This window comes from Paraburkholderia sp. JHI869, from assembly GCF_038900775.1.
Classification (GTDB): domain Bacteria; phylum Pseudomonadota; class Gammaproteobacteria; order Burkholderiales; family Burkholderiaceae; genus Paraburkholderia.
This window is the reverse complement of the sequence record NZ_JAYMSC010000014.1, coordinates 164,017-187,458: the sequence shown is the minus strand read 5'-3', so window position 1 is coordinate 187,458 and position 23,442 is coordinate 164,017. Positions and strand designations below refer to the sequence as shown.

18 protein-coding genes are annotated in these 23,442 nt (G+C 67.1%); 3 read left to right on the top strand and 15 right to left on the bottom strand.

Features of this window, described 5'->3' with window-relative positions:
- Nucleotides 1-19: 19 nt before the first annotated feature.
- The 15 genes from VSR72_RS23875 to tssJ all read right to left on the bottom strand — a co-directional run bounded on the left by VSR72_RS23875 (nucleotide 20) and on the right by tssJ (nucleotide 20,274).
- A complete protein-coding gene (locus VSR72_RS23875) occupies nucleotides 20-700 on the bottom strand; it encodes a hypothetical protein (protein ID WP_342954799.1) in 681 nt (226 codons plus the stop codon).
- Between the two features lie 26 nt (nucleotides 701-726).
- Nucleotides 727-2,970: a type VI secretion system tip protein TssI/VgrG gene (gene tssI, locus VSR72_RS23870; protein WP_342954798.1), complete on the bottom strand. Its 2,244-nt coding sequence runs from the start codon at nucleotides 2,968-2,970 to the stop codon at nucleotides 727-729.
- Between the two features lie 3 nt (nucleotides 2,971-2,973).
- Nucleotides 2,974-4,089 (bottom strand): type VI secretion system baseplate subunit TssG, encoded by a 1,116-nt coding sequence (tssG, locus tag VSR72_RS23865; protein ID WP_342954797.1) that lies wholly within the window; start codon nucleotides 4,087-4,089, stop codon nucleotides 2,974-2,976.
- Between the two features lie 23 nt (nucleotides 4,090-4,112).
- Complete coding sequence (gene tssF, locus VSR72_RS23860) at nucleotides 4,113-6,002, bottom strand: type VI secretion system baseplate subunit TssF (RefSeq protein WP_342954796.1); 1,890 nt, start codon at nucleotides 6,000-6,002, stop codon at nucleotides 4,113-4,115.
- A gap of 14 nt (nucleotides 6,003-6,016) precedes the next feature.
- Nucleotides 6,017-6,505, bottom strand: a complete 489-nt coding sequence (gene tssE / locus VSR72_RS23855; RefSeq protein WP_342954795.1) for a type VI secretion system baseplate subunit TssE — start codon at nucleotides 6,503-6,505, stop codon at nucleotides 6,017-6,019.
- 85 nt (nucleotides 6,506-6,590) lie between these two features.
- The gene (locus VSR72_RS23850; protein WP_342954794.1) at nucleotides 6,591-7,082 is read right to left on the bottom strand and encodes a type VI secretion system tube protein Hcp; all 492 of its coding nucleotides are present in this window, start codon (nucleotides 7,080-7,082) and stop codon (nucleotides 6,591-6,593) included.
- Between the two features lie 80 nt (nucleotides 7,083-7,162).
- Nucleotides 7,163-8,683: a type VI secretion system contractile sheath large subunit gene (tssC, locus tag VSR72_RS23845; RefSeq protein ID WP_342954793.1), complete on the bottom strand. Its 1,521-nt coding sequence runs from the start codon at nucleotides 8,681-8,683 to the stop codon at nucleotides 7,163-7,165.
- Nucleotides 8,684-8,795: 112 nt separating this feature from the next.
- A complete protein-coding gene (gene tssB, locus VSR72_RS23840) occupies nucleotides 8,796-9,371 on the bottom strand; it encodes a type VI secretion system contractile sheath small subunit (RefSeq protein ID WP_342954792.1) in 576 nt (191 codons plus the stop codon).
- 106 nt (nucleotides 9,372-9,477) lie between these two features.
- Nucleotides 9,478-10,527, bottom strand: a complete 1,050-nt coding sequence (gene tssA, locus VSR72_RS23835; protein ID WP_342954791.1) for a type VI secretion system protein TssA — start codon at nucleotides 10,525-10,527, stop codon at nucleotides 9,478-9,480.
- Between the two features lie 21 nt (nucleotides 10,528-10,548).
- Nucleotides 10,549-12,600 (bottom strand): protein kinase, encoded by a 2,052-nt coding sequence (locus VSR72_RS23830; protein ID WP_342954790.1) that lies wholly within the window; start codon nucleotides 12,598-12,600, stop codon nucleotides 10,549-10,551.
- Between the two features lie 61 nt (nucleotides 12,601-12,661).
- Nucleotides 12,662-13,306, bottom strand: coding sequence for a type VI secretion system-associated protein TagF (gene tagF, locus VSR72_RS23825; protein WP_342954789.1), 645 nt, complete (start codon nucleotides 13,304-13,306; stop codon nucleotides 12,662-12,664).
- On the bottom strand, nucleotides 13,303-16,968 hold the full coding sequence (tssM, locus tag VSR72_RS23820) for a type VI secretion system membrane subunit TssM (RefSeq protein WP_342954842.1): 3,666 nt from the start codon (nucleotides 16,966-16,968) through the stop codon (nucleotides 13,303-13,305). The genes tagF and tssM overlap by 4 nt, the downstream gene beginning before the upstream one ends.
- Before the next feature lie 29 nt (nucleotides 16,969-16,997).
- Entirely contained in the window at nucleotides 16,998-18,353 is a 1,356-nt protein-coding gene (locus tag VSR72_RS23815) for a DotU family type VI secretion system protein (RefSeq protein ID WP_342954788.1), read from the bottom strand.
- Complete coding sequence (gene tssK, locus VSR72_RS23810; protein ID WP_342954841.1) at nucleotides 18,350-19,753, bottom strand: type VI secretion system baseplate subunit TssK; 1,404 nt, start codon at nucleotides 19,751-19,753, stop codon at nucleotides 18,350-18,352. The genes VSR72_RS23815 and tssK overlap by 4 nt, the downstream gene beginning before the upstream one ends.
- Nucleotides 19,754-19,761: 8 nt before the next feature.
- Entirely contained in the window at nucleotides 19,762-20,274 is a 513-nt protein-coding gene (tssJ, locus tag VSR72_RS23805) for a type VI secretion system lipoprotein TssJ (RefSeq protein WP_342954787.1), read from the bottom strand.
- Between the two features lie 395 nt (nucleotides 20,275-20,669).
- Between tssJ and VSR72_RS23800 the strand changes: the two genes are divergently transcribed.
- Genes VSR72_RS23800 through VSR72_RS23790 form a run of 3 tightly spaced genes read left to right on the top strand, consistent with a single transcriptional unit; the run spans nucleotide 20,670 to nucleotide 23,275 of the window.
- Nucleotides 20,670-21,104, top strand: a complete 435-nt coding sequence (locus tag VSR72_RS23800) for a TssQ family T6SS-associated lipoprotein (RefSeq protein WP_342954786.1) — start codon at nucleotides 20,670-20,672, stop codon at nucleotides 21,102-21,104.
- A 57-nt stretch (nucleotides 21,105-21,161) separates the two neighbouring features.
- Nucleotides 21,162-22,508: a type VI secretion system-associated FHA domain protein TagH gene (gene tagH / locus VSR72_RS23795; RefSeq protein ID WP_342954785.1), complete on the top strand. Its 1,347-nt coding sequence runs from the start codon at nucleotides 21,162-21,164 to the stop codon at nucleotides 22,506-22,508.
- On the top strand, nucleotides 22,505-23,275 hold the full coding sequence (locus VSR72_RS23790) for a PP2C family serine/threonine-protein phosphatase (protein ID WP_342954784.1): 771 nt from the start codon (nucleotides 22,505-22,507) through the stop codon (nucleotides 23,273-23,275). Before tagH ends, VSR72_RS23790 begins: the two co-directional genes overlap by 4 nt.
- The last annotated feature ends 167 nt before the right edge of the window (nucleotides 23,276-23,442 follow it).

The following is a 23,442-nucleotide window of genomic DNA, read 5'->3' as shown; positions in this document are numbered from 1 at the left end:
CACCCGATGCTCTCGTGCGTCAGTTCAAGCGGATGTAGCGGCTGCGCACCACCGTATCGGCCTCGGTGCGGATATCGACGCCGCCGCGGCCCGCCTCCAGTTCCAGCGTGTGCGCGCGCAGGCTGAGCTTGCCCGCGGCCTCCAGGTTAACGTTCGGGCTCATGAGGCGAACCACTGGCCCCGCGCTTGAAGCGAGAATCTGCACGAGCGGTTTGCCGTGTGCATCGTCGATCTGCAAGCACTCGTCGGGCGCGAGCTTCACGATCTGGCTCGCGTGCGTTGCGCTGTGCATTCCCGGCGCCTCGGCGATGCCTGCTTCGCCCGCTGCGTGGCCTGCTGAAAGAATCCCCGTGACAAGCGGCTCCGGCCAGTTCGCCGGCTGCTCGACGAGCACGCGATCGCCCCTGCGCGGCCGTTGCCCGCGCAGGCATTGCAGCCAGCACTCCACGGCGTCGCCCTGGGCGGAGTGCCAGCGCACCCGAACCCGGCCGGGGCTGTCCGGATGATGGGTGTCGGTCACCTCGCCTGCGAGCAGCCCCTCCATGCCGGGCGCTCGCGCGGGTGCTGCCGGACCTGGGGCCATGCCCGCATCGAACAGGGCGCGCAGCTTCGCGCGTGTGGCGTCGTCGATGGTGTCGGGATCGATGCACGTGGCTTGCGTTGCCATCGCTGCATCGGTCTGATCTGCGTGAGCGTCCATAAGATCCTCTCCATTTCGCTGCGCGACTAGTTGATATGGGCGATCGTCCCCTGAATCGTGATCCCTGACGCGTCGAGCTCGATGCTCGCGCCCTCTGTCGAGATGACGATCTTCTTCGCGCTGATGTTGACCTGCTTGACGTCCTGATCGCCCACGTTGACTGTGGGGGCGGAGATGTCCACGTTGGTCGCGCCATAGACTTCCGTAAACGGGGCGCCGGTGATGACGACGCCCTTGCCTGTCCCGTTGACCTCCACGCCCCGGCCCTTGCCATCGCCGGTGATGCCGACACCGCCGTCGTTCCCGATCACGTCGACACCGAGCTTGCTGCCCGTGATGCCGACGCCACCGTCGCCGGTGATGCCCACCCCCTGCTTTTTGCCGTACAGGAGTACTGCGGTCGCCGCCGTCACGCTGTAGTCGCCCCCGGCCACATCGACGATGCGCGAACCGGCGGCCACCGCATGCGTGCTGGTCTGTTCGACCTGCACGGTATGCGTGCCGTTTGCCACGGTGAAGCTGTGATTGCCGTTGGTGACCGTATGCGTGCTGTCGCCCTTCACGGTGACGCTATGGCTTCCGCCTACGCTGGTGGTCTCATTGCCGCCGATCTGCGCGACCCGATGCTGCCCGATGTTGACTGTCTCGTTCTGTCCGACGCTCTGCTGCCGATTGTTCTTCACCTGCATCGTTTCATCATTGCCGACCGTGTGCGTGTGGTCGTGTCCCACGGAGAGCGAATGGTCGAGTTCTGTCTCCGCGTCGAAATTGCGCTCCGCATGCATCCACAGTTGCTCCGATCCCTTGCGGTCCTCGAAGCGCAGCGCGTTCGCATGTTCAGGCGTGCCTCCCGGCGTCGAGCGCGAGAGCAGCCCGCTTTGCGTCGCGCTCACCGGCAGACCCCAAGGCGGCATGCGCGCGGCGTTGTAGACGCGTCCGGTCACGATTGGATAATCGGGATCGCCGTTCAGGAAGTCGACGATCACCTCGTCGCCGACGCGCGGAATCTGCACGCCGCCAAAGCCGCCGCCCGCCCACGGGCTCGAAACGCGAACCCAGCACGAGGAGTCCTGGTCGCGCCGCCCGTAACGGTCCCAGTGGAACTGCAGCTTCACGCGGCCATAGCGGTCGGTCCAGATCTCCTCGCCGGGCGGTCCGACCACGACCGCCGTCTGCGGGCCATTGGTGCGCGGCACCGGCGTCGTGCGCGGCGCGCGGTACGGCAGGATGTCGGGCTGGGCGAGCAGATCGGCCTCGTGCAGCACCGGCTCGTTGCTGGTGTGGCTCGCGTACGGGTTCTCCTGGAAGCGGTACGCGCAGCGCACGATCAGGTATTTGCGATTCTGGTCCGCGCGCGGACAGCGCGTGAGCTCGAACAGATAACCGGGCGCGCAGGCGCGCACGTCGGTATGCGCCTGCGCGCGGTCATAGACCGCCTGCAGCTCCTCGAGGCGCACGCGGTTGCGCTGCGCGCCGTGTGCGTCGTCGCGATACCCGCCGGGCCATTCGTACACCGAATAATCGTCGTGATCGTGGCCGCGCGGCTCGGCGCGCTGAACGCCCAGGTCCGCATGCGGCTTCGTATAGTCGTAATCGCTCGCCTCGCGCCGCCCCGCGCTCACCTCCTGAACCGGCTGCCAGCTGTCGATATGCTCCTCGTCGGCAATCGCGGCGCGGTCGCGGCCGATATACGGAATCGTCGCGTAGCCCGGCAGATCGCCATGCGAGGCCATGGCGTCGCACAGCACGAGCGTGTGTGTACCGGCCTCATGGCGGAATAAATAATAGATTCCCTCCGCCTCCATGAGCCGCGAGACGAAGTCGAGATCGGTCTCGTTGTACTGCACGCAATACTCGCGCGGCGCGTAGGTTTCGGTCAGCCGGCTCTCTATCGGGAAGCCATAGGGCGAGAGCACCTGCTGCACGATCTGCGGCACGCTTTTCTCCTGGAAGATGCGGCAGTCGGCGCTGCGGCTCGCGAGCCAGAGCCACGGCCGCACGATCAGTTCGTACGCGTAGTAACGCTCGGCGTGGCGCCCGATCAGCGAGGCGCGCGCAACGATGCCGTTCAGGTAGCGCTCCCCGCCCCCGGCGAGTTCGCAGCGCACCGTCACCGCCTTGCCGAGCAGTTCGCGCAGCGACACGTTGTGACTCGCGGCAAGCGCCTCGATGCGCCATTCGAACGGATGCCCGAGCGCCTCTTCACCGTTCAGGCGGTAGAACTTGAGCGCGTCGCCATGTGGACTCCCGAGAGTGAAGATGCGCGCCATGCGTCAGCCTCCTTGCGCCCGCGCGACGAGATCGACCACGAGGTCTCGCGCGGGCTCGCGGCTTACGCGCTGCCCGAGCCACGTCGACAACCCGAGCCTGCCCGCGCCGCCGGGCGTTGCGCGCGGCACCTCGGACGCCGCCAGTTCGAGTTGCAGATCCCAGCCGAACTCGGCGCCGATGTACTCGCACACCCAATGCACGAGCCGCGCCGAATCCGCGCCGCCTGGCAAGAAGGACTGAAAGCGCGAAAGCGGCAGCGGCCCCAGCACGATGCGAAAGCTGCCCTGCGCGTCGCGCACCGCACGCCCGAGCACCGCGCTCTCGCCAAGCGCCGCGCGCGTTACGCGCGGGTGCGCAACGGGCCCGCTGGCACGCCGTGGGCCTTGCGCGGCGCCGATCGCGCCAAGCTGACGCTCTCCGAGCGCGATCCAGCGCACGACATGCTCGACGATCCGAACTGGCACGCCGAAGTCGTGACGCAGCATCTGGGCGAGCCCTTCTGCGTTGCGCGTCTGGCGCACCCAGTGACCTGCCTGAAAGTACTTCGCGTGGCGCCCCGGCGCTTCTCGTGCGCGCAATGGCGAGGTCTCGTTGCGCGCGCCGGCGAGGCCGATGAGGCTCGCAACATAGCGGTCAAAGCGCGACTCGCCGGGCCGGTCGAGGCCGACCACCGGCTGCGCGTCGGCCGACGCGCGATAGAGCAACACGATCAACCGGTGATGGAACAGGTCGGCGAACGCGCTCATCGAGCTGTCGCCGAAGCTGTGGATACGCTCGTACGCATACTCCGTCACGTGTTGCGGCAACGGACCGTTCGGGCCGAACAGCCCGAAGCCATGGATCTGCACGCGCGGCGGCCCACCCTGCGTGTGTGCGCCGTCCGTACCTTCGACGCCCGCCACCATCGAAGGCGCAAACGACAGCGACGGCGTCTGCCCGACCCTCACCGGCTCGCTCGCTGGATGCTGCGCCTCGCCGAGCGGCGCCTCGCTGCCTGCGAGCGCGTCGATCCAGCGCAGCAGATGGAACAAGTCATGCTCGTGCGGCGCGGCCCGCAGTCGCCGCCAGAACGCCTGGTAACGGGCGGGGTCGGCGGGGATGGGCGCTTTCCGGCTCATGATTCGGCATCCTGACGATTGGTTCATACTGCCGGCCTACGGCCGATCCGTGCGGGCCATTCGGCGATCTGACCGCGTTGCGCCGAATACAGCGCGAACTCGACGAACGCATTGATCGACGCATGCCGCGCGAAGAACTGTTCGAGCGCCGCGCCGAGCGCGTAGGGACTGTCGCCTGCGAACGCATGGTCGTCGACGGTCATCTCTACGCGCACGCCGCGCCCATAGACGAGCGGCCCCGCCACCGGCAGGCGTCTGAACACCGGCCTGCACGCGAGACCCCGGATGCCGCGAATGCGCTGCGCGAGCGGCGCATCGGCGGGATCGGCGTAGATCTCCAGCTGCTCGCGCAAGCGCTGGGCACCGGCCTCGTCCTCGATATCGGCGAGCGGCTGATAGTTCAGCCCCAGATGTGCGATGAACCGCCACATCGCGTCGTCGTGCGCAAGCGGCGGGCGCGGCGGCGAGGGACCGCGCACGATGCGTACGCGGCTCACGGGCGCGGAAATCCTCAGCGAGAGATCGCTGACGCCGCCAGCCGCAAGCTGCAGCGGCAGATCGCGGTTCGTGCACAGGGTGTCGGCGGAAAGCAGCGCGATATGCTCGTCGAACGGCGCACGCCGGCGATCGACGAGCGAAACGTAGACATCGGAGCCCGCATAGTTCGAGCGCGTGCCGCTGCGCCGCGCCTGCGTGCCGACGAGCCGCGCCTCGCGCCGCAGGCTGAACCAGGCGCCGGATTCCTCGGCGCCGTCGGCCACCGATGTGTAGAGCGGCAAAAAAACGCAGTCGCCCTCAGCGCCCGCACGATGGCCGATCACGCGCCTCACCGCGAAAACCTCGTAGTCCAGCGCGCGCGTACGGTCGACCATCAGCCGGTACTCGCTTGCGCCAGGCGTCACCGGGACGCGCTCAGTGCGCTTCGGGAACAGGTTGATCGCGGGCGTGCAATCGAGCGCAAGATGCGTCGCGTCGATGCTGCGTTCGAGATCGGCGTCGTCGCCGTCCAGCAGCACGAAGAGATCGACACTCTCCCCGCTCGCGTTGGCCAGTGCACTGCGCAGACCGCGCACGCTGAAAAAGAGGTTGCGCGCGGCGAACGCAAAATGCTCGCGCAGGATCCGGTAGCCTTCGAAGCTGCGCGCGCCGGGCGGAAAGAGCGCCTGGTCCGCATCGAATCCTTCGTGGACGACGCATTGCGGCCCCAGCGCGTCGAGCCACTTGCCATCGTTGCCGTCGCGCAGCGCTGCGCCGAGCGTGCGCGCACAGACGAGTTCGAGCAAACGCATCGCCTGGCGATCCGGACCACTGAGGAAAAACGTCAACTGGTCGAGCGGCAACTGGCTCAGCGGCGCCCCGGCCCGCGCAGCCAGCGTGATGCGCAAGGCCCGTAGCGGCCCTGCGCCTCGGCTCACGCCACCGCCACGCGGCATGCCGGGAAGCAGCGGCAAGCCCGCCGGCGCGGGCGCGAGTTCGACCGCCCGCAGCGTGAGTGGCCACAACGTGACCGGCTGCGCGGTGCGGAATTCGCAGGCAGTCACCGCGCCGCCCGTCGCGGCCGCCATCAGGCTGGTTCCCGCCGGCATGGTAAATCCCTGACTCAACGAGCCTTGCGCGGAATCGGCCTGGAACTGGGCGATCACCATCGCCGGTGTGGGCGCGAGGTGATCCGGGTACACCACGTCGAGCAGGCGCTCGGAGAAGCGCGGAAATTCCGCGTCCATCTTCAACTGCACGCGCGCGGTGAGAAAGCAGAAGCCCTCTAGCAGCCGTTCGACGAACGGGTCCGCCACGTCGATGCCGTGCATGCCGAGGCCGCCCGCAACCTTGGGGTACTGGCGCGCAAACTCCGCGCCGGATTCGCGCAGCCAGGCAAGTTCACGGTTGTAGTAGTCGAGAAAGCGTGCATCCATAGGGCAGCGTTTCCTTAGCGTCGCGGGCGGGATTCGTCCGCCGCCGTTTGCGCAGCACCGCTCAGCGGCCGTAGCAGCGCGACGCCCGAATCCAGGTCCAGTTCCGTGTGCAGCAGCATGGCAAGCGGCGGGTCGCAACAGGCGAGGCGCCCGGCAATCTCGAAGGTCAGCACGTTGTGCCGCCTCGCGCGCGGCGCGTCGCTTACGCAGCGCACTTCGACGCTGCTGCCTTGCAGGCGCGGTTCGAAGCACACGATCGCCTCTCGCAGCGCGTCTTCCAGGTACTGCGTGTCGATGCCGGAGAGCGGCGTGCCCGCCAACGCGGGCACGCCGAAGTTGAGCACCGAGCGGGCGGCTTCGACATAGCGGCTCGCGGCGCGCTCGTCGAGCGCGCAGGCCGTGTTCAGCAGCCACGAGAGATCGCGCAGCACCGCATCGAGCAGCGCGTCGGCGTGAGCGGCGCCGCGTGGCGGCGCGCCGTCTCTCAGGCGATCGAACAACATGGGCGCCACCGTGCGTCTGTGTGCGGCGCTTGCTGGCGGTGCATGCGAAGGGTCAAGACGATGGGAAGCACTCGGCATGCGAACCTCACATTTCGCTGTTCTTCTTGATGTCCCAGCCCATCGTGACCTCGGGTCCCTTGCCGCCGTTCGCGTTCTGTTCCCAGTACTGTTTCTTCACGCGCGCGGCCTGGAAACCGTATTGCATCATCAGCCGGTCGGTGGCGTCGCTCGCATCGGCGCCTACCACGCGCGCCGCGGTCACGATCACTTCTTCGAGCGTGACCCGCGAGAACTCGATCTGCTCGCCCCCGGTCTTGCACGACGATATCTCCACCTTCGAGAGATGCTTGCCGCTCGCGCAATGCTTGATGATCGCCGGCGTCGCCTTGTCCATGTACGCCCTCACTACGAGGTCGTCGAAGTTTGCCTTGCCCGCGTTGCCGCCGCCTCCCGTCGCCATCGCCGCCGGCTGGGTCGCCCCCCAGGAAAACGACTGGATGTCACTCCAGCCGGTATGCTGCTTGTCGGCGGATTCGCCCGTCGCGCCGTCCACCTTCATAAACATCGCCACGCCCATTGCGCTTCTCCCATGTGCCTGCCTGCTTGTCCAATCCGCTCGCGAACTACGCTGCGAGGCGCATTAATCAGTCATCCTGTTCAACGCCCAGCCGGCACTGCCGGCAAACGCGACACCAGCCTCAGCGACACCGTGAGGCCTTCCAGCTGGTAATGCGGCCGCAGGAAGAAGCGGGCCGCGTAATAGCCCGGGTTGTCCTCCACGGCTTCCACTTCCACCCTCGCGTCGGCCAGCGGCTTGAGCGCCTTGGTTTCCTGCGACGAGTTCGCGGGGTCGCCGTCCACGTAGTTCATGATCCAGTCGTTGAGCCAGCGTTCCATGTCCGGACGCTCGCGGAACGAGCCCACCTTGTCGCGCACGATGCACTTGAGGTAGTGCGCGAAGCGGCTGCACGCGAACAGGTACGGCAGCCGGCCGGAGAGCCGTGCGTTGGCCGTCGCATCGGGGTCGTGGTACTCCGCGCTTTGATAGAGCGACTGCACGCCGATGAAGGCCGCCACGTCGGAGTTCTTGCGGTGGATGAGCGGAATCAGCCCGTTTTTCGCAAGCTCGGCTTCGCGGCGGTCGCTGATCGCGATCTCGGTGGGGCACTTGAGATCGACGCCGCCATCGTCGGTCGGGAACGTATGGCATGGCAGATTCTCGACCGCGCCGCCCGACTCCACGCCGCGAATCGCCGAGCACCAGCCGTAGAGCTTGAACGAGCGGTTGATGTTGGCCGCCATTGCATAGGCCGCATTGGTCCAGGTGTAGTGGTCGTGCCGCGCACCGTCGGTTTCCTCCTCGAACTCGAATTCGTCGACGGGGTCGGTGCGCGCGCCGTATGGCAGCCGCGCGAGAAAGCGCGGCATCGCGAGCCCGACATAGCGCGAGTCTTCCGATTCTCGAAGGCTACGCCACGCGGCGTACTCGGTGTTCTGGAAAATCTTCGTGAGGTCGCGCGGATTCGAGAGTTCCTGCCACGAGTCCATCTGCATGAGCGCGGATGATACCCCGCCGATGAAAGGCGCATGCGCCGCCGCCGCGATCTTCGAGATGGACTGCAGCATCTCGACGTCGGGCGGACTGTGATCGAAGTAGTAATCTCCCACGAGGCAACCAAACGGTTCGCCCCCCAATTGTCCGTACTCCTCTTCATAGACTTTCTTGAAAAGCGGGCTCTGGTCCCATGCGATGCCCTTGTGGCGCTTGAGCATGCGCGCAAGCTCTTTCTTGCTCGCGGGCATGACGCGAATCTTGAGCATCTCGTCGCTTTCCGTGTTGTTCACGAGATAGTGCAGCCCGCGCCACGATGCCTCCAGACGCTGGAACTCCGGGTGATGCAGCATGGCGTTGATCTGCGCGGAGAGCTTCTGATCAATCGCGGCGATCACTTGCCGCACGCCCTCGTAAGCATCCGACGACAGGGTCGCGTTGCCGCTCTGCTCGAGCGCCTCGCGCGCGAGCGTCTGCACTGCGTTCTGCACCGTCTCGCGTGCGAGCTCGGTCTTGGGGCTGATCTCGCGCTCCAGCAGCACGGCGAACTGGTCGCCGCTCAGCGTGGTGGCGGGCAAAGTGGAGACCTGGCTTTGCAGCGCGGTTTGCGGCTCGGTCCGGCTCATGTTCGTCCTCCTGCTTTTAGTCCTGCTTTTAGTCCTGCTTTTAGTCCTGCTTTTAGTCCTGCTTTTAGTCCTGCTTTTAGTCCTGCTTTTAGTCCTGCTTTTAGTCCTGCTTTTAGTCCTGCTCGGGATCGTGCTTCGGGTCTTTGCCGTGTTCCGGCCGGTTATCCGCGTCCTTCGGCCCGGCCAGCGCCCTCGGCGCGGAAAGTTCGGCCAGCAGCGCCGGATCGCCGAGCGCTCGGGCGATCAACGCCTCCGCGCCGCGCTTGCCGTCCATGTACGAGAGCAGGTTCGCGAGCTGGGTGCGCGCTTCAAGCAGGCGCCGCAGCGGCTCGACGTTGCGCGCGAGCGCAGCGGGCGAGAAGTCGTCGATGCTGCTGAACGTCATCTCCACGCCGAGCACGCCGTCGCCCGTGAGCGTGTTGGGCACCTCGAACGCGAGCGTCGGCGCAATCGACTTCATGCGGTCGTCGAAGTTGTCGACGTCGATCTCCACGAAGCGGCGCTCGGCCAGCTCGGGCAGCGGGTCGCCGCGATTGCCTGCGAGATCGGCGAGTACGCCCATCACGAACGGCAACTGCACTTTCTGCTCGGCGCCGTAGAGCTCGACGTCGTATTCGATCTGCACGCGGGGCGCGCGATTGCGTCCGATGAACTTCTGGCCTCCCGCCGATGGCTTGTGTCGAGACATGTGATTCAGCTCCCGCGCAACCCGTGCGCTTCACGGGATCGATGATCGTATCGATCCCTGCGTTGAAACCAGCGCGGCCGTGGCGCCTCCATGGCCGCGCGCCGATTCATTGCGCCGATTCTTTGCGATTGCCGCTCAGATGGTCGAGCTCGCGCACGCTCTCCGGCGCGATGTCGCGGAAGATCTCGTAGAAGTTCAGCGAGAGCAGGCGTTGCGCGCGGCGCAGAAAGAGCGGCGCCGGATGGCTCGGCTCGTGCAGCTCGAAGTAGCGGCACATCTTTTCGAGTCCGAAGTCGATGTCGGACCGGCTCGATATTTCGGCGTCGCGCCATGCGGCGCCGGTTGTTCCGCCGTTGGCGGCGGCCAGTGCAGCACCCTGCTGCTGCGACATGGGCTGCGGTTCGTCGCCGGCCGCTACCGGCGTGGCCTCCTGCGTCGCCCTGCCGGAAGGCAGCTCCGCAGCCAGGGAGGCCAGCTGCTGTTCGAGCGCGCTCGCATCGAGCGTCCACGCGTCACCTAGGCGCTCGCTGACGATGCGCCGCATATGCGCCAGATGCTCCCGAACCGTGAGCCCCGCGTGCAGGGCCGGGCTGCCCGACTCGAATGCTTCGCACCACTCGCGCACGAGCCGCTCGCGTCCGCCGGCGTAGGTGTCCCGTTGACCGCCGTCGGCGCCCTCGCCCTGCTGCAGCACGTTGAGCGCCGCGCCCACGCTCAGCGCGCCGAGAAGCGGCTGCTCGCGCGCCGCGCGCGCGCAGCCCTGTGGACCCGCAAGCTCGGCGAGCACGTTAAAGCGCGGCAGCGCATCAGGCGTGCCATCCACCGCGAGCATGGGATAGAGCGACTCCCAGTACGCGTCAAGCAGCGACGCCGTGAGACGCAGCCCGTCCGCGTAGCCTTCCAGGCCGCGGCTGTCGATCCACGCATATGTGAGCGGCACGACGACGCGCAGATCCTTCGTCCGCGCGAGCAGCGCGAGCGCGATGCGCTCCACGTCGCGCCACGCGGGCGGCTGCGCGGCGATGAGGGTGTCGCCGTATTGCTCCTCCGGCTTGCCGGCCGCGCTACGCTGAAGCGCCAGAAAGTCGGCGTCGTATTCGAGGTCCGGTCCGCACGGCGCGTCGGCGCTGATCGGTGCGAGCAGGGTGTCGATCATCGTGCGGTCTCCTTGCTGGAATTACTCGAACGTGTAGCTGATTTCGAGCGGCGCGCTGCCGGCATCGAGCGTCACCATGCGCACGTACGGTTTCAACGTGCCATTGCGGATTTCGATGCGATGGGTGCCCGGCGCCAGACTCGCCATACGGAACGGCGGACTGACACCGCGCCGCACGCCGTCGACGTAGACCTCGCCCCACGGAACGATCTGGAAGTGCACGCGCACGGGCGGCAGAGGCGCAGGCGTGCGCACGGAAGTACGCGGCGTTGCCTGCGCGACAGCCGGCGCGGATGTGTCGGACGCCGCGGGCGGCGAGGCCTGTGCTTCAGCGGGTGGATGGGCCGCTTGCGGCGTCTGGCTCGCTGCGTTCGGTTGGGCTGGCTGCGGCGCGGCAGCGGTTGCGGCGGCCGCTTCGGTCGCATTGACGGGCTTGTCCTTCCCGGCCTGCACCTCCACCACCGTCGTGTTGGTGGTCATCGCGGGCGCAGCGGGCATCAGCCCCGACGCGCCCGGCTGCTGTTGCGCCAGCGCGGACGACGGCTGCCCTGGCGCATTGGCGCCTGGAAGCACCAGCGCGGGAACAGGCGCGTGGCTCGCCGGCGCGGGCGGCATACTGCGGTTAGCGGCCGCCTGCTGGGAAACGGGCGGCGCGTGAATCGCGAACCGCAGCACCGGAACGCCCACTACGAGTATGAGCAGCAGGACCAGCGCAGGTATGCGCAATGGGCGCCAATTGAAACGCTGCGGCGAAGATTCGGATGCCTTACTGTCATGGCGTTCCGATGTCTCCGTGGAGGCTTCTCCGGCAGCTTGCGCAGCAACTTGCGCGAGACCCGCTTCATGCGGCCGTTCGTTTTGCCATTGTGGCGCTGCACCGTCGTCAGGCAGCGCCTCGGCGGCTGACGGTGCTTCGGCTCCATCGCCTTCGTTCGTAGTCGCGATATCGGCGGGCGCTGACGTCGACACTGCGCCGGGCGTTTCGCCTCGCGTCGCGGGCACTGCTTGCGTTGCGTCGTCTTGTGCGCTCGCCGCGGCAGTGTCGGCGGCGGTTCCTGCCGTGCGGGTAGCGGCGTCGTATCCCGCGGGCACGAACACACTGGGCGATGCCTCGTGCAAGTCGAGTTCCTGGGCAAACGCGCCGACCGACTCGGGCCGGTCCTCGATCCGCAACGCGAGCGCGTGATCGATAGCAGACCGCAGGCGCTCGCTGTAGTGTTCCCCGCGGTGTTCCCCGCGATGCTCCCTGTCATGCCCGGCGGCTTCGCGCCCCGCCAGCGGCCGGTACTGATCCTGAATGCTGCGCACCACCGCCGCCGGCGGCAGTTCGCCGGTCATCAGCGCATACGCGAGCGCACCCAGTGCATAGATGTCGGTCCAGGGCCCTTGCCTGAATGCGGGGTCGTCGGTGTATTGCTCGATCGGCGCGTAACCGGGCTTGAGCATCATGGCGGTCTCGTCGACCATGTCGCCGATGAGCTTGCGCGCCGCGCCAAAGTCCAGCAGCACAGGATTGCCGTTGGGCTGCATCAGGATGTTGTCGAGCGAGATGTCCCGGTGAAAGCACTGCGCGCGGTGCAGCACGTCCAGCGCGCCCAGCACCGAAGCGAGCATGCGTCGCAGCGCCGCTTCGCTCATCGGCTTGCCGCGCTTCTGGAGTTGCTCGAGCGTCTGGCCTTCGTAGAACGGCATCACCATATAAGCGGTGCCGTGGCTCTCCCAGAAGTGCAGCACCTTCACGAGCCCAGGATGGTCGAACTGCGCGAGCAGCCGCGCCTCGTTCAGGAACGCGGCGCGGCCCGCGTCGAATGCCTGCGAAAAGCGCGGCGAGCGCAGCGCGACCGTAAAATCGCCGCCGCGCGAAGCGAGCATCGCGGGCATGTATTCCTTGATCGCGACGGCGCGCTGCAGCGTGCGGTCGAACGCCCGATAGACGATGCCGAAGCCACCCTTGCCCAGGACCGAGTCGAGCTCGAACCCGGCGAGGCGGTGGCCGTTCGGCAACGGCCGCACGCCATCCGCGCCAGGCGGCGCGGCGTGCGCCGCCGCTTCGGCGTAGTGCGAGTCGGTCATGTCCCTCCTCCCTGTGCGGCGCACGCACTGCCGCGCTGGACGTTCTTCAGGGCGCCGCGTGTCATCGCTCGCCTCTGCCCGGCTCCCCGAAGAGCCGCTGGAACAGCGCGGTGTCGAGCCCGCCAGTGTGGACGTCGGTACGAGGCGCACCGTCGCGGGCATCGGTCCACCAAAAGCTCGTCGTGCCGTTCGGGTCAAAGTACTCCCACAGGTTCGGCCAGCCCCCGGCTGCCGGCGCGGCCTCGCGCGCCGCTTCATCCCGCAGCCCCTCGGCCAGCGCTTGATCGAACTCCTCCGGTCCATGCGCGCAGCGGATCGCGTCCTGCACGATGGCGTCCATCGCCCGGATGCACGCATCGGCGCCCGCGAGCGGCAGCTCGCCTCTGCTCCCGTGGCCCGCATGGGCGGCGGGCGCGATGGCCTGCGCAACAACGAGCGGATAGCGCCGCCCGACGCGGTCGCGGCTAGGCGCGACGCAACCGACCTGCACCCAACCGTCGCCGCTGCCGGCGGGAATCGCGAAGCGCCAGACCGGCGCGCGCGCGTCGAGGTCCGCGCGAGCCGAGGCCATGCCCTGTGCGAGCCACCGCTCCCAGGTGCGCGCGAGCGGTCCTGCCATGCGGCGGCCCACGAAGTCGCCCGCCCCTGGCAACTTGCCATACCACGCTGGCAACCCGAATTCAGCGCCGATGCGATCACCGTTCATGATTTCCCCGGACACGTGAACGACTCCAGTTGGGTGAGACGCAAGGGATTGCGCACGCTGTCCGCCGTCACCTGCATGGCGAGCGCGTGATGATCCACGTTGAAGCCAACCATCATTTGTTCGGATGCCTGAGCATGTGCCGGTGCGCCGCGATCGAACAGGCGCATCAGTGCCCACGGCCCCTGGATCGTGAAGCCGTCAGTCGCACCCGACTGATCGGTGACCTGCAGGCTCACCTGGTTCATGCCGCGTGGCCCCGGCCACTGCACAGTTACGGGCGCCTGAGGTCCATGCGCGTAGCGCACCTGCTGGCCGTCCACGTCGAGCGTCCACTCGGAGATGTCTGGGTCCATGTCGAGCGGCTTGATCTCCACCTTGATGGTCGGCTCGCGCGCCCCGCCAGGAAAAAACGCGTCGCGTATCGCCGCGGCCTTCTCGAACGATGCGAGCAGCGCGCTGTCACCCGAGGAGCCGGACACGTCGGATCCGCCGATGAAACGCCACGGCTGGACGCTCGCGTCCACGCGGCTTTGCAGGTTCTTCCGGTAGAAGTCGTCCATCAGGCCGCCCGGCGCGAACATGCGCGCGAAGTCGCCTGGCGCCACGTCGCGCGTCGAGGCGCGCGCGAACGGATAGCGCCCGGCGATCGCCTGGCGGCAAAAGTCGCCGATATTGACCGACGCGTTTTGCGCGAGATTCTGGTCGACGTTGCGCGTCACATTGTTCTGCGCGGCATTCGCGAGGTCGCCCAGCATCTGCCGGAACGGCACGGGCATGCGGCCCGCCTGGGCGCGGATCTGGTCGGCGCTGTCCGACTGCGGCGGTGTCCCGCCGCCGCGCAGCGCGGCGTCGGCTGTCGTGAGCCACGTGTAGAGTCCGTCGATCGACTTGAGCACGCCGGCCAGCGCCGCGCTCGTGCCGCTCGTTCCGTTCGCACTGCCGGCCCCCCCGGCCTCCAGGCTGCTGAACTCGCGCAGGCCCGCGAAGTGCGCGTCGACCACCGCTTCGGAGCGGCTCGGCTCTCCCGCCGCATCGCCGCCGCCCTGCGGCTGACCCAGGATCTGCGCCAGCGATTCGCGCGCCTGGTTCACCTTGTCCTGCGCGTTCGCGGCGAGCCCGCTCGCGCCGCTCGCCGCATTCGCGCTCTGCGAGAGCGTCGTTTGCCGCGCGGCCGCATCGGCGAGTCGCGCAAGCGGCGAGTCCTGCGACGAGAGAACACGGGCGATTTGCGTGGTCTGCGCAAGCGTCGACGTGCTCTGCAGGCGCAGATCGCCGAGATAGTCGTCCCAGCGGCGGATGTAGTCGTCGAAATAGAGCGAGCGCACGTCCTTCGCCCGCGCGCTCACCTCTGCAGGCGTCGCGGCTTCCGGCGCGCTCAGCCCGAGCACCCAGACCTCGTCGCGGCCGAACGCATCGACCGCCGCGGCGAGACGCTTGTCGAAGACCTTCCAGTAGCCGTCGTAGGTGAACAGACCCGGCACGGCATCGCTGAGGCTTGCGCCGCTCGCGCGCCGGAACACCAGCGCACCCGAGGGGCCCGCCATCTGCGCCGCGCTCACGTCCCAGGCCGCCGCGGCGGGCCGCAGCGTGCGCGCGAGCTGCGCATAGAGACGCTGCGCGAACGTCAGGCGGGTGAGCGTCTCGCGCGCGCCCGTCACCATCTGTTCGTTCCGGGCAAATGGCGAAACCACCACGCGGCCCGCAAAGAGCGCCGCCATGTGCGCGCGCAGATCGTTGCGCTGCGCGGGCGTCAGATTCGCGCCCGGCGCCGAGGCGATTTCCAGATCCAGCACCGCCTGCACGAAATCTGGATCGTAATGGGCGCTGTCGTGGAGCATCAGATACGCCTTAAGTGCCGCGTAGAGATACGCGGGGTCGTCGGGCGGCGCGTCGCGTACCGCCGTTTCGAGCCGCCGCGCGGCGAGCGGCAGCAGCAGTTCGTCGAGCGCGCGGCGATAGACGTTCTCTGCGGCGGACTGCATCTTGTCGCCCTGGAAGATGCCCCAGCGGTACGCGAGCGGCGCGTTATCCGGATCGACGCCATCCACGTGCGCGATATTGCGAATCGCGTCGAGCATGGGCAGCACGCGCGCGATGTTGTCGGCGTCTGTGATGGTCACGCCCTGGAGCGCGTGATCGATCTGCGGCACGTTCGCCTCGATCGCCGCGAGGTACGCGCGGTTGTGTGCGTAGCTGCCCACCCACGCCGCCAGCGCGCCCGCCAGCAGGAGCGCGAGAAGCGCGTAGCCCGCGAGCGCCAGCATGCGCTGACGCTGGTACCAGCGCAGATCGGTGCCGGCGAGCCCCGCTTCCCTGAAGATGAGCTCCTGAAGCAGGTCTTTGAGGAAGAAGCTGCGCCCGCTCGCCGCCGCATGCTGCGCGGGCGGCACGCCGTCGATCTTGAGGAAGCGCTTGATGCCGCCCATCACGCGGTCGAAGACCGTGCCTTCCTGCGTGCCGCTCGTGAAATAAACGCCGCGCAGCAGCGGCATCGAATCGAACTGCGAGCTCGAGAATACCTGCTCGATGAACTGTCCGAGCACCTCCTGCAAGCCGCCGAACTGCTGCGGCAGCGAATGGATGAGCTCGCGCCGGCGCGCGTCGGGCTCGGCAGTGAACAGTTCCGGCAGCGCGTCGTTCAGGCGCCGGTGCAGCAGCCGGTACTCGCGATCGAACACGGTGCGCAGGCTGAAATCGCGGACCTCGGTCTCGGCGAGCGCGATCGTGAAGCCCCACACCTGGGCGCGCTCGGTGCGATTGAAGCGCGCAAAGTACTCGTTGAAGCCGGAGAGCAGATCCGCCTTCGTCACGAGCACGTAGACCGGCAACTGGATGCCCAGTTCCGTGCGCAGCTCCTGCAGGCGCTTGCGCAACGCCATGGCGTGCGTGGTACGCTCGACTTCCGTCGCGCCCAGCAGATCCGACACGCTGATCGTGAGCAGCGCCCCGTTCAGCGGTTGGCGCACACGATACTTCTTGAGCAGCGAGAGAAAGCCCGACCACTCATCCTGATCGAGCGCGCGGTTGCTTTCGTGCGTCGCATAGCGACCGGCCGTGTCGATCAGGACGGCTTCGTTGGTGAACCACCAGTCGCAATGGCGCGTGCCGCCCACGCCGCGGATCGCGGCCTTGCCGAACTGCTCGGCGAGCGGAAACGTCAGCCCCGAGTTGACGAGCGCCGTGGTTTTGCCCGAGCCGGGCGCGCCGATGAAGACGTACCACGGCAGTTGATACAGGTACTGTCGCGTGAGCCCTTCGAACCAGCGCCCGGTGCGTCCCCGCAAGCCCAGGGCGTCCTGAGGGCCCTGGCCGCCCTGAGTGGCGCCAAGCCGTGCGTTGCGCAACAGGCGCGAGGCCTCGTCGAAACGGCTGCGCAGCTCCTGCGCGTGCGGCGCCTCCTCCGCATGCGCGACCCGGTCTTCCACCGGCTCGCGCAACTGGCTCAGCAACTGCGCGTTGAGCTGCGCGGCGCGCCAGTGCCGATACCCGGCACGGCCGGCGCACACCGCAAACAGCAGCACGATGACGAGCCCGCGCGCCATGGCGCTATCGAGCGGCCGGTAGGCGCCCACCGCGATCAACGGCCCAACGAGCCAGATGAGCGCCGCGAGCGCGAACAGCCCGATCACGGCCCAGACGCGCGCGCTCAGCAGCGCGCGCAACCCGCGCCATGCGGAACTCGTGACGCGGCTCACGGCGCGTCTCCCGAGCCCGGCGACGCGAGTTTCGGCGGCGCGGCGAGCAAAGTGATCTCGACGCGCCGGTTGCGCGCCCGGTTCGCCGCGTTGTCGTTGGGCGCAACGGGATCGGTGGCGCCGCGCCCTTCGGCGCGCACGCGGGCGCTGTCGCCAAGGCGCGCGGCAAGAATGCCTGCGACGGCCTGCGCGCGCTCGACCGAGAGGTCCCAGTTCGACGGAAAGCGTGCGCTGTGCACCGGCACGTTGTCCGTGTACCCGGCCACGACCGCTGCGCCGGGCACCTGCGCGAGCGCCGCCGCGACGCGCGCGAGCGTCGGCTCGTAACGGTCGATCACGGTGGCGGAACCGGACTCGAAGAGCCCGTCGCCTCGCAGCACGATCACGCTGCGGTCGGCGAGATCGCGCACTTCGACGAGACCTTCGGCGATCTCGGGAGCGAGAAAGCCCGCAAGCCTCGGCGGAGGTATGGGGCGCACCGCCTGCGGCTCGGCCGCCTGGAGGCGCACGCTCGGCACCTGCAGCCGGCCGATCATCGCGAATGCCCTGTCAGAGCGACCAGCGAGCGCGAGATCGAGCCCGACATAGACGCCAAAGCCCACCAGCACGGTCAGAGCGGCGCAGGCCCAGAACGGCACGGCGAAGCGCTGCGGGTCCTCGCGTGCGATCTCGTCGCGCCAATGCGTGGAAAGCGCCGCATCGTAGTCGCCGCGTACGCTGCGGATCGTGCGCGCCAGTGTATGGCGCAGGTCGTCGAGCTGGGCGCGGCCGTTCTCGATCACGCGATAGCGCCCCTCGAAGCCAAGCACGAGGCAGTAAAAGAGCAATTCGAGCAGATTAAGCTGCTCGCGCGGCTGCTGCATCAAACGATTGAGGAGTTCGAAGAATTTTTCTCCGCCCCACGTCTCGTTGTGAAACGCGACGAGCAGGCTGTTCGCCGACCAGTCGCCCGTTCCGCCCCATGGCGTGAGCGCCGCGGCTTCGTCGAGCGCTGTGCACAGGCAATAACGCGCCGCGCCGATCTGCTCCGGCGAGGCGCCCGCGTCGCGCGCGCGCTGCTCGAACTGGCGGATCTCGTTGGCGAGATGCTCGCGCAGCCAGACCGGGTTCGGGTGGTGAACGGTGTAGCGTATCTGCGGGATCAGGTTCAGCAGCGCGTTGGCCGCGGCGACGAGCGGATTGCCGCCATCGCCGGAAGCCGCCGTGCGCGCGAACCAGTGCGCCTGCTCGTGGGGCGCGTCTGCCTGCCACGTCTCGTCGCCAGGCGCCGGGCCGAAACCGGAACGCGAGGCCGTGAAGGGCGAGCGTCCGGAAGCGCGTTCGGCGGAGACGGGATCGTTGAGGGGATTCATCGTCTGTCTCGCTCGCGCGCGTCGGCTGCGCGCACGTCGCGGATCGCCCAGAACTCCATCGCAAGGCCCGGAAAGTCGCCCGCGAGATGAAGCGCGAGGCCCCCCGAGCGTTCGAGCTGGCGCCAGAGATCGCCGCCCTTGTCGACCTCGAAGTAGCTGTGCCCCGCGTGGTACGGAATCTGATGCGGCGCGACCGGCAGCGGCCGCACGGCGATGCCGGGCAACTGCAACTGCACCAGATCCCGAATGCGGTCCACCGGGGCGAGCTTGATCTGGGACGGAAAGCGTGCACGTACGCTCTCGGCGGGAATATCGGCGCGCACGGCCAGCACGAAGCCCGCATCGCGCAGCAGCGAAGTGTCGGCGATCACGGCGACCCGCACGCCGTTGCCCGCATCCTCCAGTGCGATCTGCACCGCGTGCTGGTCGAGCACCGTCGCAAGCGAGCGGCGCAGCTCGGCGAAAAGCGCGCCGAAGGTCGCGCGCAGGTCGTCGTGCTGATACACCGGCAGCACCTCGGGCCGCCGCGAAGCCGCCGTGAAAGTGGCAAAGTCGGCGGCCAGCTTGAGCCAGTCGCGAAACAGCAGCTCCGGGTGGATTCCCGGCGTTTGCGCCGTGTGCGAGGCGATCGCGAGGTAACGGTTGACGAGCTGCAGCAACAGGAAGTCGGCAACCTCCGAGACGCCGCCGCGCCCGGCCTGCGCGAGGCGGCCCGCGAGCAGCTCGCTGCGCTGCGCGAGCAGCCGGTCGAGCTCCTGCACGTAGCCCGCGAGCTGCGGGTGGGCGTGCGCATCGAGCAACGGCGGAATATAGGTTTCATCGATGACCAGCTGGCGGTCGGCGCGCCGCTCCACCACACGCAGCACACCCATTGCGTGCCAGTCGTCATCCACCTCGGCGGCTAGCGCGAGCTTGAGCTTCAGTCGTCCTAATTGAACCAGCGCGGGCTCCAGACGGACCTCGTTGACATCGGCAATCTCGGCTTCATGAGCCACGTAGCGCGCAAGCGTGCACGCGCCGCCGCCGAACGTCACCTGCGCACTGCTGCTGCGCAATGCAGGCAGCGCGAGGACGACGGTGGAATCGCGCACGTCGGCGCTCACCTCCAGCGCCTCAGGCGCCTCGTCGAGATGCGAGAAGTCGAAGGGCGTGCCGTCCGGCAGGATGCCGCTGGCCGCGCGCAGCATCACCTTGCCAAGCGCTAGCGCTTCCTCGTCGAGCTGCAGCGATGCGAAGCCCCATAGAAAGCGCTGCAGCGGCGCGCAGCGCAAGTGAACATAGCGCTCGAAATAGCGCTCCAGCTGCTGGAAATGTTGCGGCCGCAAGAACATGCCCTCGGACCACACGACGCGATCGCGCAGTCCGGTACTGCCCGTGGCTGGCGTGACAGGAGGATTCATGCGGTCGTTCATCGTGCGTCACCGTTGGCCGGCGTCGCGACGAGTCCGTCGCCCTGCACCGCGATCACGTAATGCGCTTCTGAGGGCTTGCCCTGCCAGAACTTGAACAGGTTGGTGCTGGCGGGCTGCGGCAGCACCACGGTGATTTTCCAGCGGCGCTTTTCGAGGGTGCGATAGCCCGCCACGATGCCGAGACTGCGCACCGCCTCGCCACCCGTGTAGTGGAGCGTGCGCGACTCGCCGGGCCTCAGGACGATCCGGTCCGTGCCCGCGAATTCCGCACCCAGCGCGTCTTCAGGCTTGTTCTGGAGCGAGAAATAATCCGCCTTCCTGAAATTATTATCGGATTTAAGTTGAAATGTTTGCAATGCAACGGGCGCCGGCCGGTTTTGCGAATCGCGATTAACGTCAGCCGCCACCTGAAACGTGACGGCATAAGGGACTGGCAAATCCCGCTCAGTCGATGCGCATCCGCATAATAATAAAAGGGCAAAATAAATCCCTTCGCGCGGGTTATGCACGCGCTTAATTGGCACTCCATACATACTGTCCAAACCCTCTGAATCAGCGCGAATTCACATTGCCAACGCAAAGGCAAAAACGTCCCACGCCCCTGTATTCATGCCTGGATATAGGGGTTGGAAGTCACTGCTCCCGGAACAGTCGCCCCGAATTTTTCGCGCCACAGAGCGGAATTGGGGCAATGCCTTTTGAATATTCGCGGAATTAAATTAATCTATCGCCGGCCTTGTCTCACGAGTAATAATTCATATGACGAAAATTCAGGTGACTAGACTATAGTTCGTACGAATCACGATCGCAACGCTCTCCGAATGCAACCTCTATAAAAAATTTCACGAGCCGTAGAAGTTACTTTCATGGCTCGCATGAAGAAGTAAATACCGGATCGCCGCACATGACCTGGCCGTTTACCTGGAACTTGTTACGCGCGAATCGCGCGTGCGCCGCCCTCGCTGGCGCATTTTTACTGGCTCTCGCCGGGACGCTGCTCGCCGCGGGGGGGTGCACGAGCCTCTCGCCCGCGCAACGCGCCGCCGCGAATGCCGTTGCTGCCGCACAGGACTCCTACGCCGCGGGCGACTACCCGCGCACCATCCAGCTGCTGCGCAACAGCAACGCCTTCGTCGACGGCGACCGCTCCACGCAGATCGACGCGCACAAGCTAATGGCGTTCAGCTACTGCGTGACGAACCGCGTTGCGCAGTGCCGCTCGGAGTTCGAGGCGATCTTGCGGATCGATCCGCATTTCGAGCTGTCCGCCGCGGAGAAGGGACACCCGATCTGGGGACCCGCGTTCGACGCCGCGCGCCGCAAAGTTGCACCGTCCTAATGGACGGTCCCGCGCTGCGCGCATTTTTATCCGTCTTTTTGTGATTCAGTCTGCATCATGCAATTGACCGTCATCGAGTACGCAGGAGAACCGGTCCACGCCGAAACCAGCGTGGAGTTTCGTCCGCCAGGCGGCACGATCGGACGCAACGCCGACAACCAGATGGTGCTGCCCGACGAAACGCGCCAGGTCTCGAGGTTGCAGGCGCTGCTGCAGATCGACGGCGATCACTGCGTGCTGAAGAATCTAAGCAGCGTTTCAGTAGTGGAGATCAACGATACGCCGCTCGAATACACCGAGGAGCATGCACTCGAATCAGGCGACGCGATCCGCATCGGCCCGTATGTGCTGCGCGCGCAGGTGGGCGTTGGCGGCAACGCTGGCGCTACGACCGCAAACGTGGCCGCAGCGCCTGCCGGGCAAATGAGCGCGAGGCAAAGGACGGAGGCAGCCGCGCTCAACGACACGCCGCCCATCCCCACCGATCCCCTCGCGCTTTTTACGCGCGCAGGCCGCGGCGATTCGCCACCTGCGCCGCCGGTCACGACGCAGGCGGCACAAACCGCGCTACGCAGCGCAATCGAGCGTGCAGCGGATCTGCCTTTGCGCACCAGCGCGTTCGCGAAGGCAGATGCCGGGCGTGAGCACGACCCACTGCCGCGCGTGCCAAGATCGGCGCCCCAAGGACCGGCTGCTGTGAACGACAAAAGTGACGCCGCAAAGAGCGCAAACGTGTCGTCCCCTGCCAGCACTGCTTCAGCGGATGCGGATACGGCCGCCACCGAGCGCGACTCGGCCGACGCCCTCCTTTCCGCGTTCCTGCGCGGTGCAGGGCTCGACAAGGCCACCTGCGACTGGTCGACCGAGCAGTTGCACACCGCGGGGCAACTGCTCGCGTTATTCGCCAATGGCACCGTCGAGTTGCTCTCCTCGCGCAGCATCCTCAAACGCGAGGTGAAGGCCGACATGACAGTGCTGCTCGACCGCGAGAACAATCCGCTAAAGTTGCTGCCCGACGGCAGTGCGGCGCTGAGGCAGATGTTCGGCCTGCCATTCCCCGGCTTCATGGCGCCGCCCGGCGCCGTGGAAGACGCGTTCCACGACCTGCAGGCACACCAGATCGCCATGGTCGCGGGCATGCGCGCCGCCCTGAACGACCTGTTGCAGCGCTTCTCGCCCGCGCGTCTCGCCGAGCGCAACGAGCCCACCCGCTACGAACAGTTCCTGCCGATGCTGCGCAAAGTGCGCTTGTGGGGCCGCTATGAGCGCATGCACCACGAGACAATGCTCGCCGTAGAGGACGACTTCAGCGCCGTATTCGGCAGGGCCTTCCTGCGCGCGTACGACGACGAAGTGAGGAGCTATCACGCGCGACGCCGCGCGGCGCGTGACGCCGACACATGAATCTCTCCTGCGCCCAGTTTTCGCGCACGGGGACGCGGGACAGCAACCAGGATGCGCTTGGCTACACGATCACGGATGACTACGCCTGCTTCGTCGTAAGCGATGGTGTCTCCAGCGATGCTGGCAGCGAGATTGCTTCACGCTGTGCTGTCGAGCGCATCCTCCATCAGGCGCAGCACACGGGACGCACGCTCGCGCAGACCTTGTTCGCGTGCATCGAGGAAGCGCACGGGGCGATTCTCGCAATCCAGCAGCAAGACCGCGAGCGCGGCCGCATGAGCGCGACCGTGGTGGCGCTCTTGATCGACCGGCGGCACGACGTTGCGCAATGGGTCCATCTCGGCGACAGCCGGCTCTACCGGTTCGCACGCGGCGCGTTGATCGAACAGACGCGCGATCACAGCGTGCGGCAGCAACTGCTTGACGCTGGCTTGCCCAGCGAAGGCGTCAATCCCGCCTGGCTGCATATGGCGCTTGGCATGCGCGGCCCGATTGCACCTGCGATCAGCCCGCCGCATGCGCTCAAGGACGGTGACGTCTTCCTGCTCTGCACCGATGGGCTCTGGCAATCCGTCGCGGAGGATGTTCTCGAAGATCGCCTGCGCGTCGTTCATACCGTCGACGACTGGGCCGTGCTCATCGAGCACGAGGCGATGCGCCATTCGGGCAGCGCGCCGCACGCCGACAATTATTCCGCGCTGGCGGTCTGGGCAGGGAGTCCGCAGAACATCACGCTGGCGCGCGTGCGGGCGCGCCGAACGGCGTGAGGGGATCCGGGCTATGTGCCGTAGCGTCTTCGTCTCGACTGCGTCCGCGACTGTCAGGATATCGATCTTCGTTGCGAAGAGATAAACGCGTTTTATGAATTGAAACGGCCTGCTACACGAGACCATGCATGGCCGCAGCCATACTCCGCCTCAGGAGGAAACTCAGT

Coding starts and splice junctions, on each gene's coding strand:
- VSR72_RS23875 (WP_342954799.1), bottom strand. CDS start 700: ATGGACGCTCACGCAGATCAGACCGATGCAGCGATGGCAACGCAAGCC.
- tssI (WP_342954798.1), bottom strand. CDS start 2,970: ATGGCGCGCATCTTCACTCTCGGGAGTCCACATGGCGACGCGCTCAAG.
- tssG (WP_342954797.1), bottom strand. CDS start 4,089: ATGAGCCGGAAAGCGCCCATCCCCGCCGACCCCGCCCGTTACCAGGCG.
- tssF (WP_342954796.1), bottom strand. CDS start 6,002: ATGGATGCACGCTTTCTCGACTACTACAACCGTGAACTTGCCTGGCTG.
- tssE (WP_342954795.1), bottom strand. CDS start 6,505: ATGTTGTTCGATCGCCTGAGAGACGGCGCGCCGCCACGCGGCGCCGCT.
- VSR72_RS23850 (WP_342954794.1), bottom strand. CDS start 7,082: ATGGGCGTGGCGATGTTTATGAAGGTGGACGGCGCGACGGGCGAATCC.
- tssC (WP_342954793.1), bottom strand. CDS start 8,683: ATGAGCCGGACCGAGCCGCAAACCGCGCTGCAAAGCCAGGTCTCCACT.
- tssB (WP_342954792.1), bottom strand. CDS start 9,371: ATGTCTCGACACAAGCCATCGGCGGGAGGCCAGAAGTTCATCGGACGC.
- tssA (WP_342954791.1), bottom strand. CDS start 10,527: ATGATCGACACCCTGCTCGCACCGATCAGCGCCGACGCGCCGTGCGGA.
- VSR72_RS23830 (WP_342954790.1), bottom strand. CDS start 12,600: ATGACCGACTCGCACTACGCCGAAGCGGCGGCGCACGCCGCGCCGCCT.
- tagF (WP_342954789.1), bottom strand. CDS start 13,306: ATGAACGGTGATCGCATCGGCGCTGAATTCGGGTTGCCAGCGTGGTAT.
- VSR72_RS23815 (WP_342954788.1), bottom strand. CDS start 18,353: ATGAATCCCCTCAACGATCCCGTCTCCGCCGAACGCGCTTCCGGACGC.
- tssK (WP_342954841.1), bottom strand. CDS start 19,753: ATGAATCCTCCTGTCACGCCAGCCACGGGCAGTACCGGACTGCGCGAT.
- VSR72_RS23800 (WP_342954786.1), top strand. CDS start 20,670: ATGACCTGGCCGTTTACCTGGAACTTGTTACGCGCGAATCGCGCGTGC.
- tagH (WP_342954785.1), top strand. CDS start 21,162: ATGCAATTGACCGTCATCGAGTACGCAGGAGAACCGGTCCACGCCGAA.
- VSR72_RS23790 (WP_342954784.1), top strand. CDS start 22,505: ATGAATCTCTCCTGCGCCCAGTTTTCGCGCACGGGGACGCGGGACAGC.